The organism is Pseudarthrobacter sp. YAF2 (assembly GCF_052113345.1).
GTDB lineage: Bacteria > Actinomycetota > Actinomycetes > Actinomycetales > Micrococcaceae > Arthrobacter.
Genome location: NZ_JBFRDA010000013.1, coordinates 125528 through 148351, shown reverse-complemented (window position 1 = coordinate 148351; position 22824 = coordinate 125528). Strand labels below are relative to the sequence as shown.

Annotated in this window: 21 protein-coding genes and 2 pseudogenes; 7 read left to right on the top strand and 16 right to left on the bottom strand. The window is 66.6% G+C overall.

What is annotated here, in order from left to right; all coding sequences use genetic code 11:
* Positions 1 to 135 precede the first annotated feature (135 nt).
* The 4 genes from AB4Y79_RS14520 to AB4Y79_RS14505 all read right to left on the bottom strand — a co-directional run bounded on the left by AB4Y79_RS14520 (position 136) and on the right by AB4Y79_RS14505 (position 2545).
* Entirely contained in the window at positions 136 to 735 is a 600-nt protein-coding gene (locus AB4Y79_RS14520) for a J-domain-containing protein (RefSeq protein ID WP_441863102.1), read from the bottom strand.
* A 153-nt stretch (positions 736 to 888) separates the two neighbouring features.
* On the bottom strand, positions 889 to 1386 hold the full coding sequence (locus tag AB4Y79_RS14515; RefSeq protein WP_441863100.1) for an SRPBCC family protein: 498 nt from the start codon (positions 1384 to 1386) through the stop codon (positions 889 to 891).
* A gap of 12 nt (positions 1387 to 1398) precedes the next feature.
* A complete protein-coding gene (locus tag AB4Y79_RS14510) occupies positions 1399 to 1731 on the bottom strand; it encodes an ArsR/SmtB family transcription factor (RefSeq protein ID WP_441863097.1) in 333 nt (110 codons plus the stop codon).
* Positions 1732 to 1810: 79 nt separating this feature from the next.
* A complete protein-coding gene (locus tag AB4Y79_RS14505; protein ID WP_441863094.1) occupies positions 1811 to 2545 on the bottom strand; it encodes a GAF and ANTAR domain-containing protein in 735 nt (244 codons plus the stop codon).
* A 472-nt stretch (positions 2546 to 3017) separates the two neighbouring features.
* Here AB4Y79_RS14505 and AB4Y79_RS14500 point away from each other — a divergent pair, with 472 nt between their 5' ends.
* Positions 3018 to 4055 carry a nitronate monooxygenase gene (locus AB4Y79_RS14500; protein WP_441863092.1) on the top strand — a complete coding sequence of 346 codons (1038 nt, stop codon included), beginning with the start codon at positions 3018 to 3020 and terminating at the stop codon, positions 4053 to 4055.
* A gap of 91 nt (positions 4056 to 4146) precedes the next feature.
* Here AB4Y79_RS14500 and AB4Y79_RS14495 read toward each other — a convergent pair whose 3' ends face one another.
* Positions 4147 to 5187, bottom strand: coding sequence for an NAD(P)-dependent alcohol dehydrogenase (locus AB4Y79_RS14495; protein WP_441863090.1), 1041 nt, complete (start codon positions 5185 to 5187; stop codon positions 4147 to 4149).
* Between the two features lie 154 nt (positions 5188 to 5341).
* The gene (locus tag AB4Y79_RS14490) at positions 5342 to 6358 is read right to left on the bottom strand and encodes a zinc-dependent alcohol dehydrogenase family protein (protein ID WP_441863088.1); all 1017 of its coding nucleotides are present in this window, start codon (positions 6356 to 6358) and stop codon (positions 5342 to 5344) included.
* Positions 6359 to 6498: 140 nt separating this feature from the next.
* Between AB4Y79_RS14490 and AB4Y79_RS14485 the strand changes: the two are divergent.
* Together AB4Y79_RS14485 and AB4Y79_RS14480 are read left to right on the top strand one after the other, a co-directional pair.
* A pseudogene (locus AB4Y79_RS14485) lies at positions 6499 to 7393 on the top strand (helix-turn-helix transcriptional regulator).
* 133 nt (positions 7394 to 7526) lie between these two features.
* Positions 7527 to 7949 carry a universal stress protein gene (locus AB4Y79_RS14480; protein ID WP_441863086.1) on the top strand — a complete coding sequence of 141 codons (423 nt, stop codon included), beginning with the start codon at positions 7527 to 7529 and terminating at the stop codon, positions 7947 to 7949.
* A gap of 79 nt (positions 7950 to 8028) precedes the next feature.
* On the opposite strand, the gene AB4Y79_RS14475 is transcribed toward AB4Y79_RS14480, so the two are convergent.
* The 6 genes from AB4Y79_RS14475 to ilvD form a co-directional block, all read right to left on the bottom strand.
* Positions 8029 to 8424: a (R)-mandelonitrile lyase gene (locus tag AB4Y79_RS14475; RefSeq protein ID WP_441863084.1), complete on the bottom strand. Its 396-nt coding sequence runs from the start codon at positions 8422 to 8424 to the stop codon at positions 8029 to 8031.
* Positions 8425 to 8468: 44 nt separating this feature from the next.
* Entirely contained in the window at positions 8469 to 9695 is a 1227-nt protein-coding gene (locus AB4Y79_RS14470) for an MFS transporter (RefSeq protein WP_441863081.1), read from the bottom strand.
* Positions 9696 to 9765: 70 nt separating this feature from the next.
* Positions 9766 to 10662 (bottom strand): DUF817 domain-containing protein, encoded by an 897-nt coding sequence (locus AB4Y79_RS14465; RefSeq protein ID WP_441863079.1) that lies wholly within the window; start codon positions 10660 to 10662, stop codon positions 9766 to 9768.
* A complete protein-coding gene (locus tag AB4Y79_RS14460) occupies positions 10655 to 11473 on the bottom strand; it encodes an oxygenase MpaB family protein (protein ID WP_441863077.1) in 819 nt (272 codons plus the stop codon). The genes AB4Y79_RS14465 and AB4Y79_RS14460 overlap by 8 nt, the downstream gene beginning before the upstream one ends.
* Positions 11474 to 11558: 85 nt before the next feature.
* Entirely contained in the window at positions 11559 to 12332 is a 774-nt protein-coding gene (locus tag AB4Y79_RS14455) for a hypothetical protein (RefSeq protein ID WP_441863075.1), read from the bottom strand.
* Between the two features lie 100 nt (positions 12333 to 12432).
* The gene (gene ilvD, locus AB4Y79_RS14450) at positions 12433 to 14292 is read right to left on the bottom strand and encodes a dihydroxy-acid dehydratase (protein ID WP_441863072.1); all 1860 of its coding nucleotides are present in this window, start codon (positions 14290 to 14292) and stop codon (positions 12433 to 12435) included.
* A gap of 85 nt (positions 14293 to 14377) precedes the next feature.
* Here ilvD and AB4Y79_RS14445 point away from each other — a divergent pair, with 85 nt between their 5' ends.
* Positions 14378 to 15214 (top strand): helix-turn-helix transcriptional regulator, encoded by an 837-nt coding sequence (locus AB4Y79_RS14445; protein ID WP_441863069.1) that lies wholly within the window; start codon positions 14378 to 14380, stop codon positions 15212 to 15214.
* A 51-nt stretch (positions 15215 to 15265) separates the two neighbouring features.
* On the opposite strand, the gene AB4Y79_RS14440 is transcribed toward AB4Y79_RS14445, so the two are convergent.
* On the bottom strand, positions 15266 to 16213 hold the full coding sequence (locus tag AB4Y79_RS14440) for a polysaccharide deacetylase family protein (RefSeq protein ID WP_441863067.1): 948 nt from the start codon (positions 16211 to 16213) through the stop codon (positions 15266 to 15268).
* Positions 16214 to 16276: 63 nt separating this feature from the next.
* Positions 16277 to 17827, bottom strand: a complete 1551-nt coding sequence (locus tag AB4Y79_RS14435) for a purine-cytosine permease family protein (protein ID WP_441863064.1) — start codon at positions 17825 to 17827, stop codon at positions 16277 to 16279.
* Positions 17828 to 17933: 106 nt separating this feature from the next.
* On the opposite strand from AB4Y79_RS14435, the gene AB4Y79_RS14430 reads away from it, so the two are divergent.
* Positions 17934 to 19544: a PucR family transcriptional regulator gene (locus AB4Y79_RS14430; RefSeq protein ID WP_441863061.1), complete on the top strand. Its 1611-nt coding sequence runs from the start codon at positions 17934 to 17936 to the stop codon at positions 19542 to 19544.
* Between the two features lie 47 nt (positions 19545 to 19591).
* On the opposite strand, the gene AB4Y79_RS14425 is transcribed toward AB4Y79_RS14430, so the two are convergent.
* Entirely contained in the window at positions 19592 to 20176 is a 585-nt protein-coding gene (locus AB4Y79_RS14425; protein ID WP_441863058.1) for a dihydrofolate reductase family protein, read from the bottom strand.
* Positions 20177 to 20335: 159 nt separating this feature from the next.
* Between AB4Y79_RS14425 and AB4Y79_RS14420 the strand changes: the two genes are divergently transcribed.
* Together AB4Y79_RS14420 and AB4Y79_RS14415 are read left to right on the top strand one after the other, a co-directional pair.
* Positions 20336 to 21175: a sulfurtransferase gene (locus AB4Y79_RS14420; RefSeq protein WP_441863055.1), complete on the top strand. Its 840-nt coding sequence runs from the start codon at positions 20336 to 20338 to the stop codon at positions 21173 to 21175.
* 182 nt (positions 21176 to 21357) lie between these two features.
* Entirely contained in the window at positions 21358 to 22065 is a 708-nt protein-coding gene (locus tag AB4Y79_RS14415; RefSeq protein WP_441863053.1) for a VOC family protein, read from the top strand.
* Between the two features lie 36 nt (positions 22066 to 22101).
* Here the strand turns inward: AB4Y79_RS14415 and AB4Y79_RS14410 are convergent.
* Positions 22102 to 22797: pseudogene (locus tag AB4Y79_RS14410) on the bottom strand (IclR family transcriptional regulator); the annotation flags it as partial.
* Between the last annotated feature and the right edge of the window lie 27 nt (positions 22798 to 22824).

Sequence of the window (22824 nt, the reverse complement as noted above, 5' to 3'; positions counted from 1 at the left end):
GCCAAAGGTTGTTGCAGTGACGCATCCTGCCAACACAGCGTCCCAGCGGGTATGCACCAGGATTGGCATGGCCCATCGCGGACAGACCGACAAGTACTACAACGCACGGTGTGAGCTCTTCGAATCGCGGACCGCTTAGTCCTGGCCCGTCCCCTTCCACAACCGCTGCCACCACGAGCGCTCGGGTTCCGGCTCCGCGGGAACTTCGGCAACCCGCGCTGCCCGGCGGCTGCGCCAGCGCTCCAGTTCCGCTTCCACGTCCCGCGTCTTGGTGATGACAGGCGGGCCGCCCTGCAATTGCCGGCGTGCGTCGATAACCCGGCGGTTGAAGTCCTGCAGGAGGTCCCGGACCTGCTGCTCCGTGTACTGGGCGTCGAGTGTGCCATCGAGTTCGGCGTCCTCGGCGCGGAGCAGGATGGCCGCCGGCCCCAGTCCGCTGATATTTTCCCGCTGGATCAGTCCCTTGACCCACCAGTCCGGATCATAGGATTCGCCGAGGCCGGGTATCGGTTTGCCGGCGTACTTGAGGTTGTCGAACTCGCCCTGTGCCATCGCATCGCGGACCAGGTATTCCGCGTGGGCGGCGTCGCTGACCTTCCGGCGCTTGTCCCTCTCCTGCGCGTCCAGGGCATCCAGTGCGGCTTCTTCTTCGGCGCTGATGCCGGCGCTACGGTACGACCGCCGCTCGGCTGCCCGCTCCAGTCGCTTGCGGAAACCCGCTGCCCCGCCACTCATCGCCGCCACCGCCTTGCGTCAGGTTGGTCCAACTTCCAGTATTCCGGCGCCGGCTTGTGCGTTCAACGCCCGGGGTGGGAGGACGACGGCGGGACGTCCCGCCGTCGTCCTCCCACCTGACGCAGTGGCAAGGTTCCTGCTGGCTGCCGGGTATCAGATATTGGCGTGCTCGGCGAGGATGCCGTCGATCTGGCCGGCGGCCAGCTTCAAGCCTTCCTCCATGCCCAGGGCAACCATCTGCTCCAACTGCTCCTCGGACTCGAACGCGGAGTGGATGGTCATGCGGGTGCGCTCCCCCACCTGCTCGAGCGTGACGGTCGCATGGGTAACCCCCAAGTCACCCGTGGGGTTTCCGTCGCTGTCCGCGAACCCGTCGTCGAACTGGAGCTGCCGGGGTGCCTCGATGGCCGTGAACTCCCACCAGCCATGGGCTTGCTCCCCCTCCGGACCCGTCATGTAGTAGTTGGCGCGGCCGCCGGGGACGAAGTCATGCTTGTGGAAGGTGGCCGGCCAGGTGGGTGGGCCCCACCAGCGCTCGAGCTGGCGGGGGTCCTCCCAGAGCTGCCATACGCGTTCGACGCCGGCGTCGAACTCTGCGACCAGCGTGAGGGAGAGCGCCTCGGGGTTCTTGTCCATACTGATGACTGTCATGGCCGTGCCTTCCTAACCTTTCGCGAGAATGTCTGCCATCCGGGCGGCGCGCTGCCGCCAGATCTGTTCGTATTCGTCAAGCAGCCGCCGGGCTTTCTGGAGCCCCTCGTGGTTGCCCCGGACAATCTGCTCCCTTCCGCGTTTTTCCTTGGTGACCAGTGATGCGCGTTCCAGCACCGCCACGTGCTTCTGTACGGCGGCGAAACTCATGGCGTAGAGGGCTGCGAGCCCGGAAACGGTGTACTCGCCGACCGTGACGCGGCGGACGATGTCACGCCGGGTGGGATCGGCGAACGCTTGGAAAAGGCGGTCAAGTTCGGACTCACGACGCTGATCTACAACCATTTGGTTGTACGTTATTCCATCGAAAAGCAGGTGTCAATGGGTTTCCTGGCAGCCGTGCCCAACAGCACCGCAGGGGCTGTTAGGAGTCGAAGTGCGTCTTCACGCCACCGCCGGACAACTGCTCAACGAGTTCGCTGGCAACATCCCGGAGTTTCCGGTTGCGGTTGCTTGAGACCCGGGTGAGGATATCCATTGCTTCCTGCTGCGAGCAGCGGTTTTGCGCCATGATCACCCCGCACGCCAAGTTGATGGCAGTCCTGCTCTCGAGCGCCGCCTCAAGATCGTCGGCGCGGTTTTGGGCAGTGTTGATCCGAACGGAGAGATGCAGCGTGTTGCGGGCGGCGGCCGCGAAGCCCACCGCCTTGTCGTAAACGTCCGCCGTGAACGCACCAGGGAGGGTGGCGAAGAAGTTCAGCGCGGCACCGGCGTCGCTGGTGATTTCCAGCGGCACGCCAAGGGTACTGTGGACGTCGCGTTTGACCAGTTCCTGGCTGTAGGTCGACCACCGCGAATCCTGGGTGACGTCATCAATCATCACCGGGGCCATCTCCCGCAGGGCACGGAGGCAGGGCCCATCGCCCAGGGCTTGCTCAACCTGGTCCAGCTCCAGCGCACGGGCGCTGCTGGCCGCCGCAGTGGAGGGACGCCGGCGGAGCTGGAGGGTAATGGCACACTCGACCTTGGACCCGGCAGCGTCAGACACTGCCTCTGCCGCCAAGCCGGAGAGTCCGGACAGGAATTCCACGGCATTCCCGGCACCCACCAGGACCTCCTGCAGGTGATGAACGATTTCGTTATCGACAGGATTGAGCATGGGTTTATCCTACGGCTGCCCGGCGCTCCGGAGGAGCCCTTCGACAAGGAGCAACTGTGCCGCGCCTCAGACGTGATGAGATTCACTCGCAATAAAGCGCTATTTGGTTGAGCCCGCCATTCCGGCTTAGGCACTATGGATAGGAAGGGTGGGCAAGCCCCGCCCCGAGATCCTGGTGACGCAACGAGGCCCACCGGTGAGCGCAGGCCACCGATCCCCGGACGCCGGGACCTCCCGGCGTCGTCCGCTCCCCTTTTCACGCCCCAGTCAGGAGTGACGGACGTCAGTGCGTGACGTTTTCCCTCCCCGCCCCGTCCTACTGGTCAAGGCGCACCTTTGAAGAACGTCACCATGGCGGTCGACGGCGTCACGGAAGTATTTCCCGCGCGGAGCCTGTGGCAGCGGCTTCATACCGGAGCGCCGACGGGCGTAGCATTCGTCAGGTACGCACAGCCTGCCCGGGAGGGATTTGTTGAACACCCAGCTGAAACCACGTCGGTTCAGTCTCAAGTCCCTGGAGCTGCCCGTCATCCAGGCGCCTATGGCCGGTGGGCCGTCCACTCCGGAGCTGGCGGTTGCCGTCAGCACCAATGGCGGCCTGGGCTTCCTGGCTGCAGGCTACAAGACTGCGGCCGCGATGCGCGCCGACATTGAAACCGTCAGGAAACAAACGGGCGCGCCATTCGGCGTGAACCTTTTTGTCCCCCAGCCGTCCGTCATTACTCCCGAAACCCTGCAGCGCTATGCCGCTTCGCTTGCCCCCGACGCTGAACACTTCGGCGTCGCACTGGGGGATCCACGGCATGACGATGACGACTGGGACAACAAGCTTGAGGTCCTGCTGGACCTGGCACCGGCCGTGGTGTCCTTTACCTTCGATTTTCCCGGCGCCGGCGTGGTGGAGGCCCTGAAGGAACACGGGGTCTACGTCATGGCCACGGTGACAGGCCGCGAAGAGGCGCTCCAGGCACTTACCCGCGGTGCTGATGCCCTCTGCGTCCAGGGGCCCGAAGCCGGCGGCCACCGGGGGACGTTCAACGCAGCCGGTGCCCCGCCCGAGGTGCCGCTGCACGGGATCCTCGAGGAACTGTCCGATCTTGAGGTTCCCCTTGTCGCGGCGGGTGGAATCGCCACCGCGGATGATACCCGGGCGGCCCTCAGCGTCGGTGCCGTGGCCGTCCAGGCCGGGACGGCGTTCCTCCGCGCTGACGAGGCGGGAACCAAGCCGGCGCACCGGGCTGCGTTGTCATCGTCGGACCGATTCACCACCACCGCCGTCACCCGTGCCTTTTCAGGCCGCAACGCCCGCGGCCTGTACAACGGGTTCATGCGCCGCCATGACGGCGACGCGCCCTACGGGTATCCGGAAATCCACCACCTCACCACTCCACTGCGTGCCGCGGCCGCGGTCGCAGGCGATCCGGAAGGGCTGAACCTGTGGGCGGGAATCAACTACCGGACCACCATGGAAGGCCCGGCCGCGTCGATCCTGCGAAGCCTCACCCCCTGAGGTCCGTCCCGGCGTCGTCCTCCACACGCGTCCTAAGCACGACGGCGGGCCGGCCCCTTTCGGAGCCAGCCCTCCGCACGTTGGTGGTGCCTTAGAGGGTGGCGGTATCGATCACGAAGCGGTACCGGACATCCGAGGCGAGGACGCGCTCGTAGGCATCGTTGATCTTGTCGGCCGGGATGACCTCGATCTCGGCGCCCAGGTGGTGCTCGGCACAGAAGTTGAGCATCTCCTGGGTTTCGCGGATGCCGCCGATCATGGAACCGGCGAAGGAACGGCGTCCGCCAATCAGTGCGAAGGCGTTGACGGGAAGCGGCTCGGCGGGGGCGCCGACGTTCACCAGGGCGCCGTCGAGCTTCAGCAGGCCCAGGTAAGAGCTGATGTCGATCGAGGCGCTGACAGTGTTGATGATCAGGTCGAAGGAGCCGGCGAGTTCACTGAAGGTGTTCTCATCGCTGGTGGCGTAGTAGCTGTCAGCGCCCAGGCGGAGGCCGTCTTCCTGCTTCTTCAGCGACTGCGACAGGACCGTCACGTCGGCGCCCATGGCGTGGGCCAGCTTGACGGCCATGTGGCCCAGTCCGCCGAGGCCGACGACTGCGACCTTCTTGCCCGGACCGGCGCCCCAGTGCCGCAGCGGGGAGTAGGTGGTGATGCCGGCGCACAGCAGCGGTGCAGCGACATCGAGCTCGATGCCCTCGGGGATGGTCACCACGAAGTCCTCGGTGACCACGACGTGGGTGGAGTAGCCGCCCTGGGTGATGGTGCCATCGCGGTCAACGGCGCCGTAGGTGCCTACGTTGCCCTTGAGGCAGTACTGCTCCTCGCCCTTCTGGCAGTTGACGCATTCCTTGCAGGAGTTGACCATGCAGCCAACACCCACGCGGTCGCCAACGGCGTGCTTGGTGACGGCCGGGCCAACCTCGGTGACGATGCCGGCAATCTCGTGGCCGGGAACCAGCGGGTACTGCTGCGGGCCCCAGTCGCCGCGGACGGTGTGGATGTCCGAGTGGCAAATACCGGCGAACTTGATCTCGATCATGACATCGTGCGGACCCACCTCGCGGCGTTCAATGGTGGTTGCCACCAGGTCCTCCGTGGCGGACGGGGATGCATAAGCCTTGACGGTAGTCATGGTTCTCCTCTGATCTGTTGGGGGATAACTCGATGTTACAAGGGCTTGCCTGGTGAAACCCTGTGCAGGGGCACAGCCAGGGTGGCCCTGTTGTACCTGGTCTTGGGAGTCCTACCTTTGCGGGCCATCGTTGCCGGCCACGGCAGGACTGCGGTCACGGGCGCAACAGCACCTTGATGGCCCGGCGTTCGTCCATGGCCTTGTAGGCCTCCGCTGCCTGCTCCAGCGGCAGTTCGAGGTCGAACACTTTACCGGGATTGATCTCGCCGCGGAGGATCAGGTCGATCAGCTCGGGCAGGTATTGCCGGACCGGGGCGGGACCGCCGTGGAGGTGGACGTGCGAGTAGAACAGGTCCCTTCCGGGCAGCGCCACATCATGGGACACACCCACGAAACCAACGTGGCCTCCCGCCCGGGTGGCGTGGATGGCCTGCAGCATGGATTCCTGGGTGCCCACGGCTTCGAGCACGGAGTGCGCGCCAAGCCCGCCGGTGAGTTCCTTGATTTTCGTCACGCCTGCGTCCCCGCGCTCCTCCACGATGTCGGTGGCACCGAATTCGCGGGCCAGTGCCTGCCGGTCGGCATGCCTGGACATGGCAATGATCCTCTCGGCGCCCATCTGCTTCGCCGCCAGGATCCCCAGGAGTCCCACGGCGCCGTCCCCCACTACCGCAACGGTCTTGCCGGGGCCCACCTCGGCCGCCTTGGCGGCGAACCAGCCGGTGCCCAGGACATCGGAGGCGGCAAGCAGCGACGGAATCTTCCCGGCGTCGGGCATTTCCGCGGTGGCCACCAAAGTGCCGTCCGCCAGCGGGACACGCAGGTACTCGGCCTGGGCGCCGCCCACGCCCTGGCGGTGGACGCAGCCGCTTTGGTAGCCGGAGCGGCAGATTTCGCAGGTGTTGTCCGAGGCGAAGAAGGACCCGACGACGAACTGGCCGGGGTGGACGGTCTTCACGTCGGCGCCGACTTCGTCGATGATGCCCACGTACTCGTGGCCCATCGGCTGGGGCCGGGCCAGCTTGTCGGCACCGCGGTAGGGCCACAGATCGGACCCGCACACGCAGGCGGCAACGAGCTTGATGACCGCGTCCGTGGGCTGCTTGATGGCGGGCTTGTCACGGTCCTCGACGCGGACGTCTCCGGGGGCGTGCATGATGGTTGCGCGCATGCTGGGTCCTCCAAATGCTGAAAGGCTGAAAGCGGACGATTACATCAAACCTGCACCGCCGGCAGTTAGCGAGGGCCCTGCTGTAACTGGTTCTGGCAGACCCTCCTTATGGTTGAAGGAATCGTCGTAACGTGTTCCCTATGGATAACCGAGCCGAGGTACGTCAGTTCCTCTCCTCCCGCCGTGGACGCATCACCCCCGAGCAGGCAGGCATTGAACCGTACGGCGGCCGGCGCAGGGTCCCGGGGCTGCGGCGCGAGGAGGTGGCACGGCTGGCAGGGGTCAGCGTGGACTATTACACGCGGCTTGAACGGGGCAACCTCAGCGGTGTCTCGGACAGCGTCCTGGATGCCATTGCCGGCGCCCTTGGACTGGACCGGGCCGAGCATGACCACCTCTACGACCTGGCAAGGGCGGCCAACTCCTCCGGACGCAAGCGGGCTGCGAGCGCCGGCGGTTCCGCGTCCTCGGCGGTGCGGCCGGAATTGCAGTTCCTCCTGGACACCATCACGGGGGCACCCGCCTTCATCGGCAACAACCGGATGGACATCGTGGCAGCCAACACCCTGGGCTACGCCCTCTACTCGGATATGTACCGGAACCCGTCACGGCCGGCCAACCACTCCCGGTTCATCTTCCTCGACCCCCGCGCCCACAACTTCTATACGGACTGGGACCGGGCAGCGAACACCAACGTGGCCATCCTCCGCCGCGAGGCCGGCCGCAACCCGCATGACAAGGGCATCGCCGAACTCATCGGCGAACTGTCCATGCGCAGCGATGAATTCCGGACCCTGTGGGCCGCCCACAACGTCCGGCGCCACTACGCAGGCACCAAGTTCTTCCAGCACCCGGTGGTGGGGTTGCTGGAGCTGAACTACCAGGTCCTGGGCCTGGAGGAGGACCCAGGGCATACCCTCACCGTGTATCCGGCCACACCCGGCAGCCCCTCCGAGGAAGCCCTCAAGCTTCCTCGCCTCCTGGGCAGTCACCGAGAACATCGCCGACATGGCCCAGGGGCACGTGCGGGCTTGACACCCGGAGCACCTGCACAAACGGGCGGCGGCCACAGTTCCGGCAGCAACTGTGTGATACCGGCGCTGATGCGGGTATTCCCTAGACTGGCAGGTGGACGATTGACGTCGGTACGAGGGAAGGACCCCAAAGCATGAGTGGAGTAGTCGTAGTAGGTGTGGATGCCAGCGCATCGGCACGGAAGGCAGCGGAAGTTGCCCTGGGCCTGGCTGAATCGCTGGGAGCATCACTTCATGTGGTGACAGCGTTTGAAACCGAGAATGCCGAAGTGTACGGCGTGGGCTCGGACAAGGTCAGGATCTCCAACGCGGACAGCTCGGAGCTCGTGGCCAAATCCTTGGTTGGCTCACGTCCGGGGGTGGAGGTCACCCACTTCGCCGCACGCGGCAAGCCTGCCGATTCCCTGATCAAGGAAGCCATCCGCCTGGATGCGCGGCTGATCGTGGTGGGTAACCGGAGGATGCGCGGCATCGGCCGGCTCCTGGGCAGCGTCGCCAACAGCGTGGCTCACAACGCCCCGTGCGATGTCTACATCGCCAACACCTACGACGACTGACCCTTACCCGCAACGAGGCGAGCGGACGACGCCGGATTCTTCCGGCGTCGTCCGCTCTTTTTCCTGCCCGGCGCGGGAGCTAAGCCCCGTACTCTTCGTCAGTGACGTGGTCGAGCCAGGTGACCACCTGGCCGTTCGCATCGGCTTCGTGCATGGCGACGTGCGCCATGAACCGCTCCGGGGTTGCCCCGTGCCAGTGCTCCTCGCCCGGCTCGATGTAGACCACATCGCCGGGACGGATTTCATGGACCTCGCCGCCGCGCCGGGCCACCAGCCCAATGCCGTCGGTGACGTAGAGGGTCTGGCCCTTGGGGTGGTGGTGCCATGCGGTGCGGGCACCCGGGGCGAACCGGACGTGGGCACAGCCTACGGCCGACTGCTCATCGGGGTTGCGGATCCCATCGATGTGCACCGTTCCGGTGAACCATTCCTTTGGCCCGGCGCCGGTCTGGCCGCCGCTCTTGGTGAACTTCATGGTCTCCTCCTGTTGATTCGGTTGACAGAAAATCTGTTGCCTGCTCAGGCGGTGCGGCGTGTGGCCCGGGCGGTCACGAAGGCCAGGACGCCCGCGGCCGAAAGAACCGCTGCGCTCGCGATGAAGGTGCCGCCGTGGCCGGCAGAGTCGAACAGTACGCCGCCCAGGGTTGATCCGATGGCAATCGACGTCTGGACCACAGCCACCATCAGCCCGCCGCCTGCCTCGGCATCGTGCGGCATGGCCTCGGCGATCCAGCTCCACCAGCCCACCGGCGCGGCCGTGGACAGCAGGCCCCACAGGCCCAAAAGAACCACGACGGCGGCGATCCAGCCGCCGGCCGGAACGAGCAGGGCCGCGATGACGGCCATAAGCACGGGAATGGTGGCGAGCGTCCGGTACAGGCCTTTCCCAAGGAACCGGCCGATCAGCATGGTGCCCGCAAATCCTGCCACCCCCATCACCAGCAGGACCAGGGACACGGTGGCCGCATCAACGCGCGTCACCCGTTCCAGGAACGGGCGGATATAGGTGAACAGGACGAACTGTCCCATGAAGAAGGACCCACAGGCGGCCATGCCCCAGGCTACCGGCCGGCATTTGAACGCGGCGAAAATCCCGAAGACGCTGCCGGACTCCCGCGGCTTGTCCACCTTCATGGACGGAAGGCTGATCCACTGCCAGACCATGGCAACCACGGCTAACGGCACCAGGCAAAAGAAAGCAGCGCGCCAGCCCATGACGGCGCCCAGGTAGCTGCCCAGCGGGGCGGCCAAAACCGTGGCAAGGGCGTTGCCGCCATTGAAGATCGCCAGGGCGCGTGCCACCTGGTGGGCGGGCACCAGCCGCATGGCGCTGGCTGCGGACAGGGACCAGAATCCACCGATCACTATGCCGATAAGGGCGCGGCCGACCATGAAGAGCAGGTATCCCGGTGCCATGGCCACCAACGCTCCGGAGAGTGCCATCAGCGCCGTGAGGCCCAGCAGCAGGGTCTTGCGGTTCATGCTGCCGGCCAGGGTGGACACCGACAGGCTGGTCAGGACCGCGAACAGGCCGGAGATCGCGATTCCCTGCCCCACCATCCCTTCGGAGACCTGAAGATCCGAGGCCATGGGCGTGAGCAGGCTGACCGGCATGAATTCGGAGGCGATCAGGGCGAAGACGCACAACGACATCGCGAAGACGCCTCCCCAGTGGGCCTGGTGGTGCTCGGGGCCATGGGTTTTCTGCGGCTCGCGGGTACTGCTGACTGTAGTTTCGGGGGGCATAGTGTCCATCAAAGCGCGTTCCCCCAGCCCTAGCGAGGGCTCTGTTGAAACGGGTTTTGGCAGACCCCCTCTAGCGCGGCAAGGCAGCCGACGGAACGTCCCGGCGTCGTCCGTTGTCCGTTTCCGGCGGCTGGGGCTTGTACACCCAGGCCACCAGCACCACGGAGATGAGCATCAACAGGAACCAGGAAACGAGTTTCTCCAGGCCTACCGGGTGCCAGCCAGCAACCTGGCTGGGGTAGAGCCAGGCCCCGGACCAGGTGGCGATGTTCTCGGCGATCCAGATGAACAGGGCCACCAGCAGGAAGGAGACTGCCAGCGGCATCCGGAACTCCCGGCGGAACACGCGGAAGTGCATCACGCAGCGGCCATAGACAATGACGACGGCGGCCAGCAGCACCCAGCGCAGGTCCCAGATGTAGTGGTGGGTGAAGAAGTTGGCGTAGATGGCGCCGGCCAGGATGGCGGTGATCCAGCGGCGTGGGTAGGCAGCGAATTTCAGGTCGAAGAGCCGGTAGACGCGCACCATGTACGAGCCCACGGCGGCGTACATGAAGCCGCTGAAGAGCGGTACCGCACCCACCCGGAGGAAGCCCTCGGCCCCGTAGGACCAGGAGCCGACGTCGGTCTTGAACAGTTCCATGACGGTCCCCACCAGATGGAACAGGACAATGACGCGCAGTTCCTTCAGGGTTTCCAGTTTGAAGGCGACCATCAGGACCTGGATCACGACGGCGGCGAGGGTCAGGAAGTCGTTCCGTGCCAGCACCGCCGTGTCCGGGTACCAGAGCCGGGCCGCCAAGAGCACCGCCAGGAGCGCGGCTCCGAAGATGCAGGCCCAGCCTTGCTTGAGGCCAAAAACGACGAATTCGGTGAGCCGTGCCCTGGCGCCGCGGGCAGGGGAGGTGGCCAGGAAGCGGTGGGCGTAGTCATCGATCCGCTGCTCGACTGAGGTGGAACTACGCACGGGTCCCCTGACGCTGTTGGTGCTGGCCGCTCCTGCGCAGGTCCTTGTCGAGCTCGCCCAGGCAGTAGTCCTTGAACCAGTGCCGGGTTCCCTGCGGCAGTTTGGGGTAGGCCACCGCCAGGACGCGCATGGTCCGGTCGAAGCGCCGCTCGTGGCGGTCGCTCCAGGCAAGGCCAAAGTCTTTCCGCAGCTGGCCGGGAAGCAGCCCGGCTGTCAGGAACCGGGCCGAGGGCATAATGGCCCGGTACCAGAGGGCTGTGTGTTCCGGGTACAGCAGGCCGCGTCCGACGAGCGCGCCTTCTTCCTCCACGCGCAGGGCGGCAAGCTGCTCCTGCCAGTAGCGGCCGAACGCGGCCCGGTCCTTGGGCCACAAGCCCGCGGGAACCTGCAGCGATGTGCCGAGCCGCGCATAGTCCTGGTACATGGCGTCGGCGGACTCGTCGTCGAGCGGGCCGTAGATTTTCTCGATGACGGTGAGCGCCGTGTCGTAGAGCGTGGCCACCACCCAGAGCTGCAGCGCGGGATCGTAGGCGTTGTACCCGGCCGATGACTCGTCGGCCGCGCGCCGCACGGGGGCATGGGCACGGTTCACCCTGCGGCGGACCTCGTGCACCTGCTCATCGGTTCCGTACACGACGGCGTAGACGTAGGTGAGCGTTCCCCTGAGCCGGTTTACGGGGCGCCGGGTGAAGGTGCTGTGTGCCGCCACCCCGCGGCCGATGGCGGGATTGGCAAGCTGCAGCAGGATGGCCCGTCCCGCCCCGGCGAGCAGGATGCCTTCTGCCCGGTAATCGGCCACTTCCTGCACCATGTGAAAAGGGTACCGGAGGGGCAGGACAGCAGGGCGGGGCCTTTGCCCCCATTGTCCGGGCAGGCCCCCTGCCCGCAGCATCCAGCTAGCGATTCACCGGCCGCAGCGAGGTGATCATCTTCCTGATGTCCGAATACTCGGCCGTGTCCCGGTACTTCCGGGCGAGTTCCAGGTATGGGAGGGACGGGTCGCCGGGCGTCGCATTGTTGTCGGGGTCGTAGGACGCACCGAACATGGCAGCATTCGGGGGCCACCTGAAGAACTGGAAGATGGGGCAGGCGTCCGCTCCGCTTGCCGCGGGGCCGGACGTGATGCCGTAGCCGGCGTCCGGTGTGCTGTACAACCCCGGCGTCGCGGCGTTTGCGCGTGATTCGAACACGAACTGCGGCACCATTCCGCCCTGGACCAATGCCGGGACGTCAACGGTGTCCAGGATTTCGTAGGGGTACCTCTCGGTGCAGGTGGATCCGGTGGCCATGTTGGTCCTCAGCGTGGCTATCACCTTTCCGGCCTGGTTCCTTACCTCAGCGAATGCCCCGCCGCCCTCGGCCAGTTCCCCCGCAGGGTCCTTGACGCGCCAAGCGGCCGGAAGATCGAACGCCATGGTGCCGTCCGCCGTCGTAAACGTGGTCCATTGTGCCGCGGCCGTGCCGGACGTTGTTTGGGCGGCCGGTGTGGACGGAACGTCCGACGGCGTCGGCGCGGCGGGCGTCCCGGTCGCCGTTGCGGAGGCAGCAGCGGAAGAGGACTGCGCAGGCTGCCGGCTTCCCGGCTGCGGCGAGCAGCCGGCCACCAGCATCCCGGACAGCAGCATCACGCCCAGGGACGCGGCGGGAAGAGACTTGTTGATGCTGCGCACCACACCTCCCCGGGCCCGACGATGACCCTTCAAGTGTGGCGCGGTAACCCCATGCGGAGGAGGGCCATTGGACCTGCCCCTCCCCCGCCGGGAAAGAGCGTTAGCGCTCCAGCAGCGACACGTCCCGGACGGCTCCCTTGTCCGCCGAGAGGGCCATGGCGGCGTAGGCGCGCAGGGCAGCGGAAACCTGGCGGTCCCGGTCCTTGGGCTTGTACCCGCCGTTGACTTCCAGCTTCTCGCGGCGTTCGGCCAGGATCTCATCGGAGACCTCCAGCTGCATGGAGCGCCGGGTGATGTCGATGCTGATGATGTCACCGTCCTCCACCAGTGCGATGGTCCCGCCGGAGGCAGCCTCCGGGGAGATGTGCCCGATCGACAGGCCCGAGGTTCCGCCGGAGAAACGGCCGTCCGTGATGAGGGCGCACTTCTTGCCCAGGCCGCGGCCCTTGAGGAACGAGGTCGGGTACAGCATTTCCTGCATGCCCGGACCGCCGCGCGGGCCTTCGTAGCGGATGACCACCACGTCGCCTTCCTTGACGGTCTTGTTCAGGATCTTTTCGACGGCTTCGTCCTGGGACTCGCACACCACGGCCGGGCCGGAGAAGATCCAGATGGACTCGTCCACGCCGGCAGTCTTCACCACTGCGCCATCAACGGCCACGTTGCCGCGGAGCACGGCCAGGCCGCCGTCCTTGGAGTACGCGTGCTCCACGGAGCGGATGCAGCCTTCCGCGGCGTCGGTGTCCAGGGAGGTCCATTCGTTCGACTGGGAAAACGCGGTGGAGGAGCGGACGCCGCCGGGGGCTGCGTGCCACAGGGCCTTCGCTTCCTCCGTGGCCTTGCCGCCGCGGATGTCCCAGTCATCCAGCCAGCCGTCCAGGTCATCGGAGTGCACGGAGTGGACATCCTTGTGCAGGAGGCCGCCGCGGTTCAGCTCGCCCAGCAGGGCGGGGATGCCGCCGGCGCGGTGCACGTCCTCCATGTAGTAGGTCTTGTCCTTGGCGACGTTCGGGGCCACCTTGGCCAGGCAGGGCACCTGCCGGGACTTGGCGTCCATCTCGGCCAGGCCGTAGTCCACGCCTGCTTCCTGGGCCGCGGCCAGCAGGTGCAGGATGGTGTTGGTGGAGCCGCCCATGGAGATGTCCAGGGCCATGGCGTTGTCGAAGGCCTTGGCGGTGGCGATGGAGCGCGGCAGCACGGACTCGTCGTCGCCGTCGTAATAGCGCTTCACCAGCTCGACGACGGTGGCGCCGGCCTTCTCGTACAGCGCCTTGCGGGCGGTGTGGGTCGCGAGCACGGAGCCGTTGCCGGGCAGGGCCAGGCCGATGGCCTCGGCGAGGCAGTTCATGGAGTTGGCGGTGAACATGCCGGAGCAGGAACCGCAGGTGGGGCAGGCATTCTCTTCGATGAGGTTGATGTCGGCATCGGAGATGGACTCGTCCACGGCGTCGGCGATCGCGTTCACCAGGTCAAGGGAGCGGACGGAGCCGTCGGTCAGGGTCACCCGGCCGGCTTCCATGGGGCCGCCGGAGACGAAGACCACGGGGATGTTCAGGCGCAGTGCTGCCATGAGCATGCCCGGGGTGATCTTGTCGCAGTTGGAGATGCAGACCAGGGCGTCGGCGCAGTGGGCGTTGACCATGTACTCAACGGAGTCGGCGATCAGGTCGCGGGACGGCAGTGAGTAGAGCATGCCGCTGTGGCCCATGGCGATGCCGTCGTCCACGGCAATGGTGTTGAACTCGCGCGGCACGGCACCGGCGGCGAGGATCGCGTCGGAGACAATGCGGCCCACGGGGGCGAGGTGGGTGTGGCCGGGGACGAATTCGGTGAAGGAGTTGGCCACGGCGATGATCGGCTTGCCGATGTCCGAGTTGGCGACGCCGGAGGCGCGCAGCAGTGCGCGGGCTCCGGCCATGTTGCGTCCGTGGGTGACTGTTCTAGAGCGAAGTGCAGGCATGCTTACCATCCTGCGGGCATCGCCGCCCGTGGGGAAGACGCTCTTGCTACTAGTAGTGGGAGTACCAGAGTAATAGTATTTTTAGGTGACTGAACCAGGGCGCCGAAAAGAACTTGGCCTTTTCCTGAGGGCCCGGCGCGACCAGGCGCTGCGGGCGGACTACGGCCTGCCACCGATCGGCCGGGCGCGTGACCGGGGGCTGCGTCGCGAGGAGGTGGCGTTCCTCTCCGGCGTCAGTGTCACCTGGTACACCTGGCTTGAGCAGGGACGGGACATCAGTCCGTCGCGGCAGGTCCTGGAAGCGGTCAGCCGCGCCCTGCATCTCTCGGCAACAGGCGTGGGTTACGTCCTGTCTCTTGGCGGCTACGCGTCCTCCGCTCCCGCCGGGCCTGCGGCGGACACTGCCCCGCCCCATATCCAGCGGCTGCTGGATGCGCTGGACCCCAACCCAAGTTTCGCGCTGTTCCCGGACTGGGGCGTGGCCGGTTGGAACAAGGCCTATGCCGCACTGTTTCCCAACATCGCCACCGTGGCTCCGGCGGACCGGAACCTGCTGTGGCTGGTTTTCACCGACCCCTACGTCCGCGACCTGCTCCCGGACTGGGAGACCACCAGCAAGCGGTTCCTTGCCGAATTCCGCGCCGAAGCCGGGCAGCGGCTGGGTGATCCGGACATCCAGTACCAGGTGGAACGGCTCAAGGACGCCAGTCCGGAATTCCGGCAGGGGTGGGACCGTTACGACATCCTGGGCTTCGAATCCCGCGAGCGCCTCTTCCACCACCCGGCCGAGGGAGTACTCCAGCTGGAACACCACCAGGTCTCCCCCTCCGACCGGCCGGACCTGCATATCGTGGTGTACACGCCGGCCCCGGGCAGCAACGCGGCCGTGCAGATGAAGTCTTTGCTGGCGGCAACCGAATAGCCAGGCCCGCATAAACGGGCCCGGCTATCCTGTAGTGGGGCGCAACAGGTCCTAGGCCGGCACCCCCTGCCGCACCACGGCCGGCTCGAATTGCGCACCCGCGCCCGGAAATACCGGCACGTCAATCCGCGCGTGGGTGTGGACCCCGGCCACCGTGGCCTTGGTGTGGCGGGCAATCTGTTCCATGGTGGTGACCCACATCCCGTCCATCGCTTTCACCCGCTCGATCAGCTGCTCCAGTGCCACGGCCTTGGAGGGCCGGCCGGAGATGAACGGGTGGTTGGTCAGGACGAAGCAGCTGCCCTGGGAGTGGTGGGCCTCGGCCTCAAGAGTCCACATTTCCAGGACCTTTGCCGGGCTTTCGATGACGCCACTGCCGGTCACGCCGGGGTAGAAGGCGTACTGTTCCCAGTCGTCCAGGGTCCAGTCCACGGGGATTTCCACGATGTCCCGGGGATCATCGGCGGCGACGGCGAAGCGGTAGGGGGCATCGCCGTCGAGCAGGCTGGAATCGTAGAGGAAACCGCGGTTGGCCAGCAGGCCCGGGGAGTGCCAGTTCAGTTCCCACCACGGCGCCCGGTATCCCACGGGCCGGACCCCTGCCACCTTGGCCAGGGCTTCGAGGCCGCGGTCCATGTAGCTGGCCTCGGTGGCGGCGTCAATGCCCTGCATCGGTTCGTGGAGGTAGCCGTGGTGCCCCACCTCGTGCCCGCCGTCGACGATCCGCCGGACCACGTCCGGGTAGGACTCCGCCGTGAAGCCGGGGATGAAGAAGGTGGCCTTGATGTCCTGGCGCTCGAGGATTTTCAGGAGCCGCGGTACGGCGACTTTGGGGCCGTAGGACTGGTGGGTCATCAGCGACATGCGCCGGGTGCTGGTGGGCTCGTGGGCGATGGTGCAGGACTCGGCGTCCACGTCGAAGGTGAAGGAGGCTGCGGCTTTGGCGCCGTCCGGCCAGGTGATGGGGTGCAGGGCATCCGCGATGGCGGGCTGGTTCACGGGAAATCCTTTCGGCGGGCGCATGGCGCCCGCCAGGTTTTGTGGGAAGAGGAGCCGTGCCGGTTAGAGGGCCGGAAGGGCGGGGGCGGTGTCCGCTTCTTTGCCTTCTGCTCCGGGAGCGGTATCAGCCTTCCCACTGGTGCGGGGCTCCAGGGCAAGGTAGCGGATGTGCTGCCGCGGCCCCAGGACGGCGTACACCCCGGCGCTGGTCAGGCCACCGGCGAGCCAGGACAGGTCCCAACCGCCCAGGGCGACGGCGATGGGGCCCTGCATGATGGGGATCAGGCCGTACATGAACAGCCACGTTGCGAAGATGCCGGCCACCAGGGAGACGACGCCGGCCCAGTTGACGCCGGGCAGCCGCTTGGTTCCGACGGCGTCGAACAGGCGCTCCGGCTCGCCGGGCCAGCGCTTGTCCAGCCAGAAGTAGTGCACCAGCATGATCCCGCCCCAGGCGGCAACCCAGGCCACCAGGCCGATCAGCCAGGCGTCCAGCACCGCGGCGAAGTCCTCCTGGAAGATGAAGAAGACGACGGCGGCGAGCGAGAAGACGCCGACGAACAGGTTGAGCTTGCGGCGGCTGATGGAGATGTCCAGTGCCTGGGTGGCAACCGAGAAGGTGTAGATGTTCAGGATGTTGGTGGCGATGGGGCCGTGGAGCACCATCAGCAGCACCGGGAGTGCCATGGCGCCGAAGTTCAGGACGATCAGCTTGCCGGGATCGATCTCCCCGCTGTTGGTGGCGAGGCTTGCGCCCAGGACGCCGAGCCAGACCACCGGGATGAACTGGCCAAGGACGGAGGCGAGGTAGACCTTCTTCTTGGGGACGCTGGTGCTGACGAACCGGGAGTAGTCGGCGGCGTAGGTGAACCAGGTGATGCCCCAGCCGATGCCGATGGCCGTCATGACGGCGCTCATGGCCGCGATCCGTTCGGTGCCTTCCAGGATGTGCCCGGCGGGTCCGGCGTAGCCCCAGTCGATGTCCATGCCGAACCACGCGACGGCGGACATGACGGCGAGGATGAGGATGGTGGGCGGCACGGTCCATTTTTCGAAGGCCGCGATGGCCTTGTAGCCGAACCAGGCGATGGCCACCTGGAGGCCCATGATGACGGTGGCGACGCCGATCTTCCAGGCGTAGTTGGGGGCTTCGGGGTCAACCCAGCCCAGGGTTCCAAAGAGCGCCATGACCAGGTCCAGGATGATCCACGTGTTCACCGCGCACCAGCCGATGACCAACAGGGCCTGGATGGCGGCCGGCAGGTAGTTGCCGCGGCGGCCGAAGGCTGCCCGGGCCAGGACCATGCCGGTGGCTCCGGTCTTTTGGCCCAGCAGGACGAAGCAGCCAAAGAGGAGCATGCCGATCAGGTTGCCCAGGACCAGGACGGTGATGGTGTCCGCCAGCCCGAGTCCCAGCTGGATCCCGAGTGCCCCTAGCACCCAGTTGATGGGGGCCAGGTTGGCCCCCGCCCAGATCCAGAACTGGCCGGATACCTTGCGTGTGCGTGCTGATTCGGGGATGGGCTGCAGCCATGCTTCGTGGTCCACGGCGTTGTGGTCCTGACCGGCTGGGGCAGCGTGCCCGTGCGTTGCTGGTGAAAGCTTTTCTTGCATGGGGGCCTCCGTGAGGTGAATAAGTACTCAAAGGCTATGTGGCCCCCATCACAAGCAACAAGATACAATCTGTCTAACAAAATTCCCTACTACGTTACGGAATGTCGTGTCACTGTTTCTAGGTGAAATACTCGCCCATCCCGCTCTTGCCGCCGCCGATCCAGTGGTCCACCCCCTGGGCGCGGTAATTGACGCCCAGCCGGTCCGCTGGGTCCACTCCAGCGAAGTCCTGGACATCGCTCCCCTGCTCCGCGGCGGCGAGCTGTTGCTCTGCGGCGGGATCACCCTCGCCACGGCCACCCCGGCCAGACGCGAAGATTATGTCCGTGAGTTGGCCCAGCGGGGTATCGCGGCGCTGGCCATCGAGACCGGTGGGGCCCTGCCGGAAATTCCGGCCGACATGCTGAAGAAGGCCGAGGAATACGGCCTTCCGGTGGTAGAGCTGCGCAAGGTGGTGCCCTTCGTGGGCGTTATGCAGGCCATCAACTCCATGCTGGTCAGTGAGTCGGTGGGTCACCTGCAGCAGGCCGATGCCGCCACGCGGGCCATGGCAGCGGAGCTTGCCCACGGGGCGTCGCTGGACAGGATCCTGGGCGTGCTGGCGGGCATCACTGGTTCCGCCGTGAAGCTCACCTCCCCCTGGGGAGTGACCATGGGCAGCGCCGTACCGGAGGGGTGGAGCAGTGGGGTCGACGCGGAAGCCGGGGAAGGACCGGCGGACGACGACGGCTCCGGGCCGGGTGCGCACGCCAACTTTGACGGCGGAGACGGGCGGCCCGGCAGATCGGTGGTCAACGTGGACATTCCCGTGCGCGGTGTCCTGATGGGCCGACTTGAGGTGAGGGTGCCGGACGCCGCGGACGCGGCACTGGCGCAGGTGGCCGGGGAACGCTCTGTTGACATCCTTGGGCTGGCGCTGCTGCAGCACACTCCCCCCGGGCTCCATGCTTTGGCCGGGGCCGAACTGATGCGGGCCGTGCTGAGTTCCGCCCCGGAGTGGCGGCTTGAGCAGCTGGCCCCTGCCGCCGGCTTTCCTGCAGATTCCCCGGCGGTGGTGGCCGCAATGCACGCGGCGTCGCCGCAGGAGGTGCGCGGCGCCGTCGAAACCTTCCTGAGCTCACGCCGGATTCCCTGCGCCGCCTACCTTGACGACGCCGAGCTGGTGGTGATGATCGGGCTGCCCCGCACCGATACCGCCGGTGAGCGGCGGCAGCTGCTCGAATCGCTGAAAGGCTTGGAAGGTGACCATGATGCGGTGATTGCCGTGGGGCCCTTGGCCGGAAGCGTGGCGGCGGCTTCCTGGTCGCTGGCGGAGGCGCGGCGGGCCTTGGAGGTGCGCCAGATCCGGCGGCGGAACGCGTCGGCGCGCCGGCAGTATCCGGCTCGCGGCCTGGTGGTGGTGGATGCGGAGGATGCCGCCGTCGAAAGCCTGTCCCTGACCTGCCTGGATGCCTCGGCGCGGGAGGCGTTCGTGAACCGGCAGCTGCGGGCGGTCCTGGAGCATGACGCACAACGGCAGTCCCAGCTGCTGGAGACCTTGCAGGTGTGGCTGGACTCGGGCTGCAATACCGCTCAGTCAGCGCGCGAACTGCATTTGGAACGGCAGTCCATGCACCACCGGCTGCAGCGGATTTTCGAGCTGTGCGGGGGCGATCCCCGCGGGACGGGGCGGCTGGCTGCGTTGCATCTTGCTGCCCGGATGGCGGGGCTCCCCTGAGAAACCCGTCAGCTGATGTACCCCGGAACAGGCTTTAGGGTCTGCGCCTACGCCTGGAACCTGGTGCGCTCAGCGCCGGACTCATACCTCGTTAGGACCACTCCGCCGGGAAACGCCCGGGTCTCCACCAGCCTCAGCTGCACCCAATTGTCCAAGGCCGTATAGAAGGGCGTGCCGCCGCCCACCAGGACCGGATGGGTGACCATCGCGTACTCGTCAATCAGCCCTGCCCGCATGGCCGCCGCAGCGAGCGTGGCACCGCCGATGTCCATGGGGCCGCCATCCTCCGCCTTGAGCCGCGCGATCTCCGGAACCGCATCGCCGGCGACCAGGCGCGTATTCCAGTTGACCGGGCGGATCCTCGAGGAAAACACCACCTTCGGCATGTCCCGCCAACGGCGGGCGAACTCGATCTGCGCCGGTGTGACGCCAGGCTCCTGGTCCGCGGTGGGCCAGTGGGAGCTCATCGTCTCCCACAGTTTGCGTCCGTACAATGCCAGGCCCGTCGCCGCCACCCGGTCGGACCACCATTGGAACAGTTCGTCGCCCGGTACGCTCCAACCGAGATCGTCCCCGGGCGCGGCGATATAGCCGTCCACGCTCACGTTCATGGCGAAGGTCAGTTTGCGCATGGCGCCAGTTTCCCGTGCGCCGGCCTTGGTTGTACAGACCAGCCCCGCCCGAGGGAACGCCCGGCCAAGCATGAAGAAGCCCGGGACACCCGCCACATCCCGTCCACATGATGGGACATTCTTGCTCAAATAATGGACACATCGTTTAGCCTGCACTGTATGGACCAGACCCCAACAGCCCAGTCGGACCTGCCACCCTTTGTGGATGCCGCGTGGCTCGAGGCGCACCGAAGGAATGTTGTCATCGCCGATGCGCGCTGGTACCTCGACGGCACGTCGGGCCGTTCAGCGTACGACGGCGGCCATCTTCCGGATGCAGTGTTTGTGGACCTGGACGCCTGGCTCTCGGGCGATCCGGGACCGCACGGGTTGAACCCGCTTCCCGACCCGGAAGTGTTTGCCAGTGGAATGTCCTCGCTGGGAATCGGTGACGACACAGCTGTTGTCGCCTATGACGACGCGGGAGGAGTCATTGCCGCGCGTCTCGTCTGGATGCTGCGTGCGATCGGGCATCCGGCAGCGCTGCTCGACGGCGGGATGGCCGCATGGACGGGACCCTTGGAGACCACGCCCGCGAAGCCGATCCCCGCGACGTTCACTCCGGTTCCGTGGCCCGGGTCCCGCCTGGCCCAACTGGAGGACATCACGGCAGGGCCCGCCGGGATCATCGTCGACGCCCGCAATGCCGACCGGTTCGACGGAACCCTCCAGCTGCCCACCGATCCCCAAGCAGGACACATCCCGGGCGCAGTGAACGTACCGTGCCGTGAGAACCTCTCCCCCGATGGGCGCCTGCGCCCGATCGGGGAGGTCCGGACAGCATTCGCGAGAGTCGGGATCGACGACGCCGCCGCCGTCATCTCCTACTGTGGCTCAGGCGTCACGGCGTGCCACAACCTCCTCGCCCTCGAACATGCCGGACTTGGCCAGGGCCGCCTCTACGCCGGCGGGTGGTCGGAGTATGGGGCCGCCTCAGGGCGCCGGGCAGAGCTGGGCTGACAAGCTGCAAAGCCCGCCCCGCCTGGACCCCGCATCTATCTCCCGCCACGCCTCCGCTTTCGGACGTATGCTTGCCTGGCATTGCCCTGGGGGCCGGCGCCATGCGTACGGCGGCCCAGCCGGATTCGAAAGGGTGCATTATGGCTATTCGGGATACGTCGTCGGTAGGAGCACCCTGCTGGGTGGATACCTGGCAACCGGAACCGCAGGCCGCCACAGAGTTCTACCGCCAACTTTTCGGCTGGAGTTTCGACGAGGCCATTCCCGTGTCGGGGATTGACGGCGAGTACTACCGGGCGCGCCTCAACGGACGCCTGGTGGCCGGAGTGGGGCAGGCCCCGCCACAGTCTCCTGCGGGCTGGCTGACGCACGTCCGGGTGGAGGACGTCTCGGAGGCTTCGGCCCGCGCTGAACAGGCGGGGGGCCGGCAGCTTATGTCCCTCGACGCCCACGCCCCCACCGCGTTGGTTGCTGACTCCTCCGGCGTGCTGTTCTGCCTGCGGCAGGCAGGCGAAAATGACGGCGTTGAGCTTGCCGATCAGCCGAACTGCTGGGCGATGAGTTCCCTGCACACCCCGGATCTTGGAAAAGCCCGGGATTTCTACCGGACAATGTTCGCGTGGGAGCTGAAGTCATCGCCGGACGCCGCCTTCTCACTATGGCTTCTGCAAGACCGGATGGTGGCAGTCGCCACCTCAACAGAGGGCGTGGACGTTCCGCCGAACTGGAGTGTGAACTTCGCAGTCGACAGTGCAGACACCACCGCCGACCGGGCCGTTGCATTAGGGGGCGGCATCCTCATGGAGCCCTCGAATACCCCGGGATTCCGGAGCGCGGTGATCAGCGACCCCTGGGGTGGCGTCGTCGCAGTCAGCGCTGTGGCAGCGTGAACCCGATATTCACTCCAACCGCCTGAACATGCAGGATCAGCGTGCCGGCCGGCCGCCCAAACGCGTGGTCACCTTGCCGGCGGCGGCAACGCAGGCTTCGGCCAGGCTCTCGAACCGCTCCTTCGACACCCGGAACCGGGGTGCCGGGATGAGGACGGCGGCCACCACGTCGCCGCGGTGGTCGCGGACGGGTGCTGCCACGCCCACCTCGTCCATGGACGATTCCCCGTAGTTGCCCGCCCATCCCCGCCGCGCCACGTCCTGGAGCCGGGTCTCGTAGGCCGACAGTCCGGCGTCGTCCATTCCGGGAAAGGTGATGGTCCCGCTCCGCAGCAGCTCACGCACCCGCTCGGCCGGCAGCGTGGACAGGAACACCTGGACGGAGGCGCTCATGGCGTCACGGTACCGGGCGCCCAGCGGGGTGGTGTGCTTGATCTGGTGGTGGCTGGCAATCTGCTCCACGCAAATGGCTTCGTCCCCGTTCCAGAGCATCAGCGCACTGGTTTCGCCCGTCTGTTCGGTCAACTGCCGCAGCACGGGGTATGCGACGCGCCGCTCCTCCATTTCGGCCAGCAGCGGCCCGGCGACGGCGATCAGCCCCAGGCCCAGCCTGAACCGCTTGGTTTCCGGGTCCCGTTCCACCAGGTTTTCCTGCTCGAAGGTGGCAAGGATCCGGGAGACGCTGCTCTTGTGCATGCCCACGCGGTTGGCGATTTCCGTAACCCCCAGCAGGGCGCCACGTGTCCGTGGCGCCGCTTC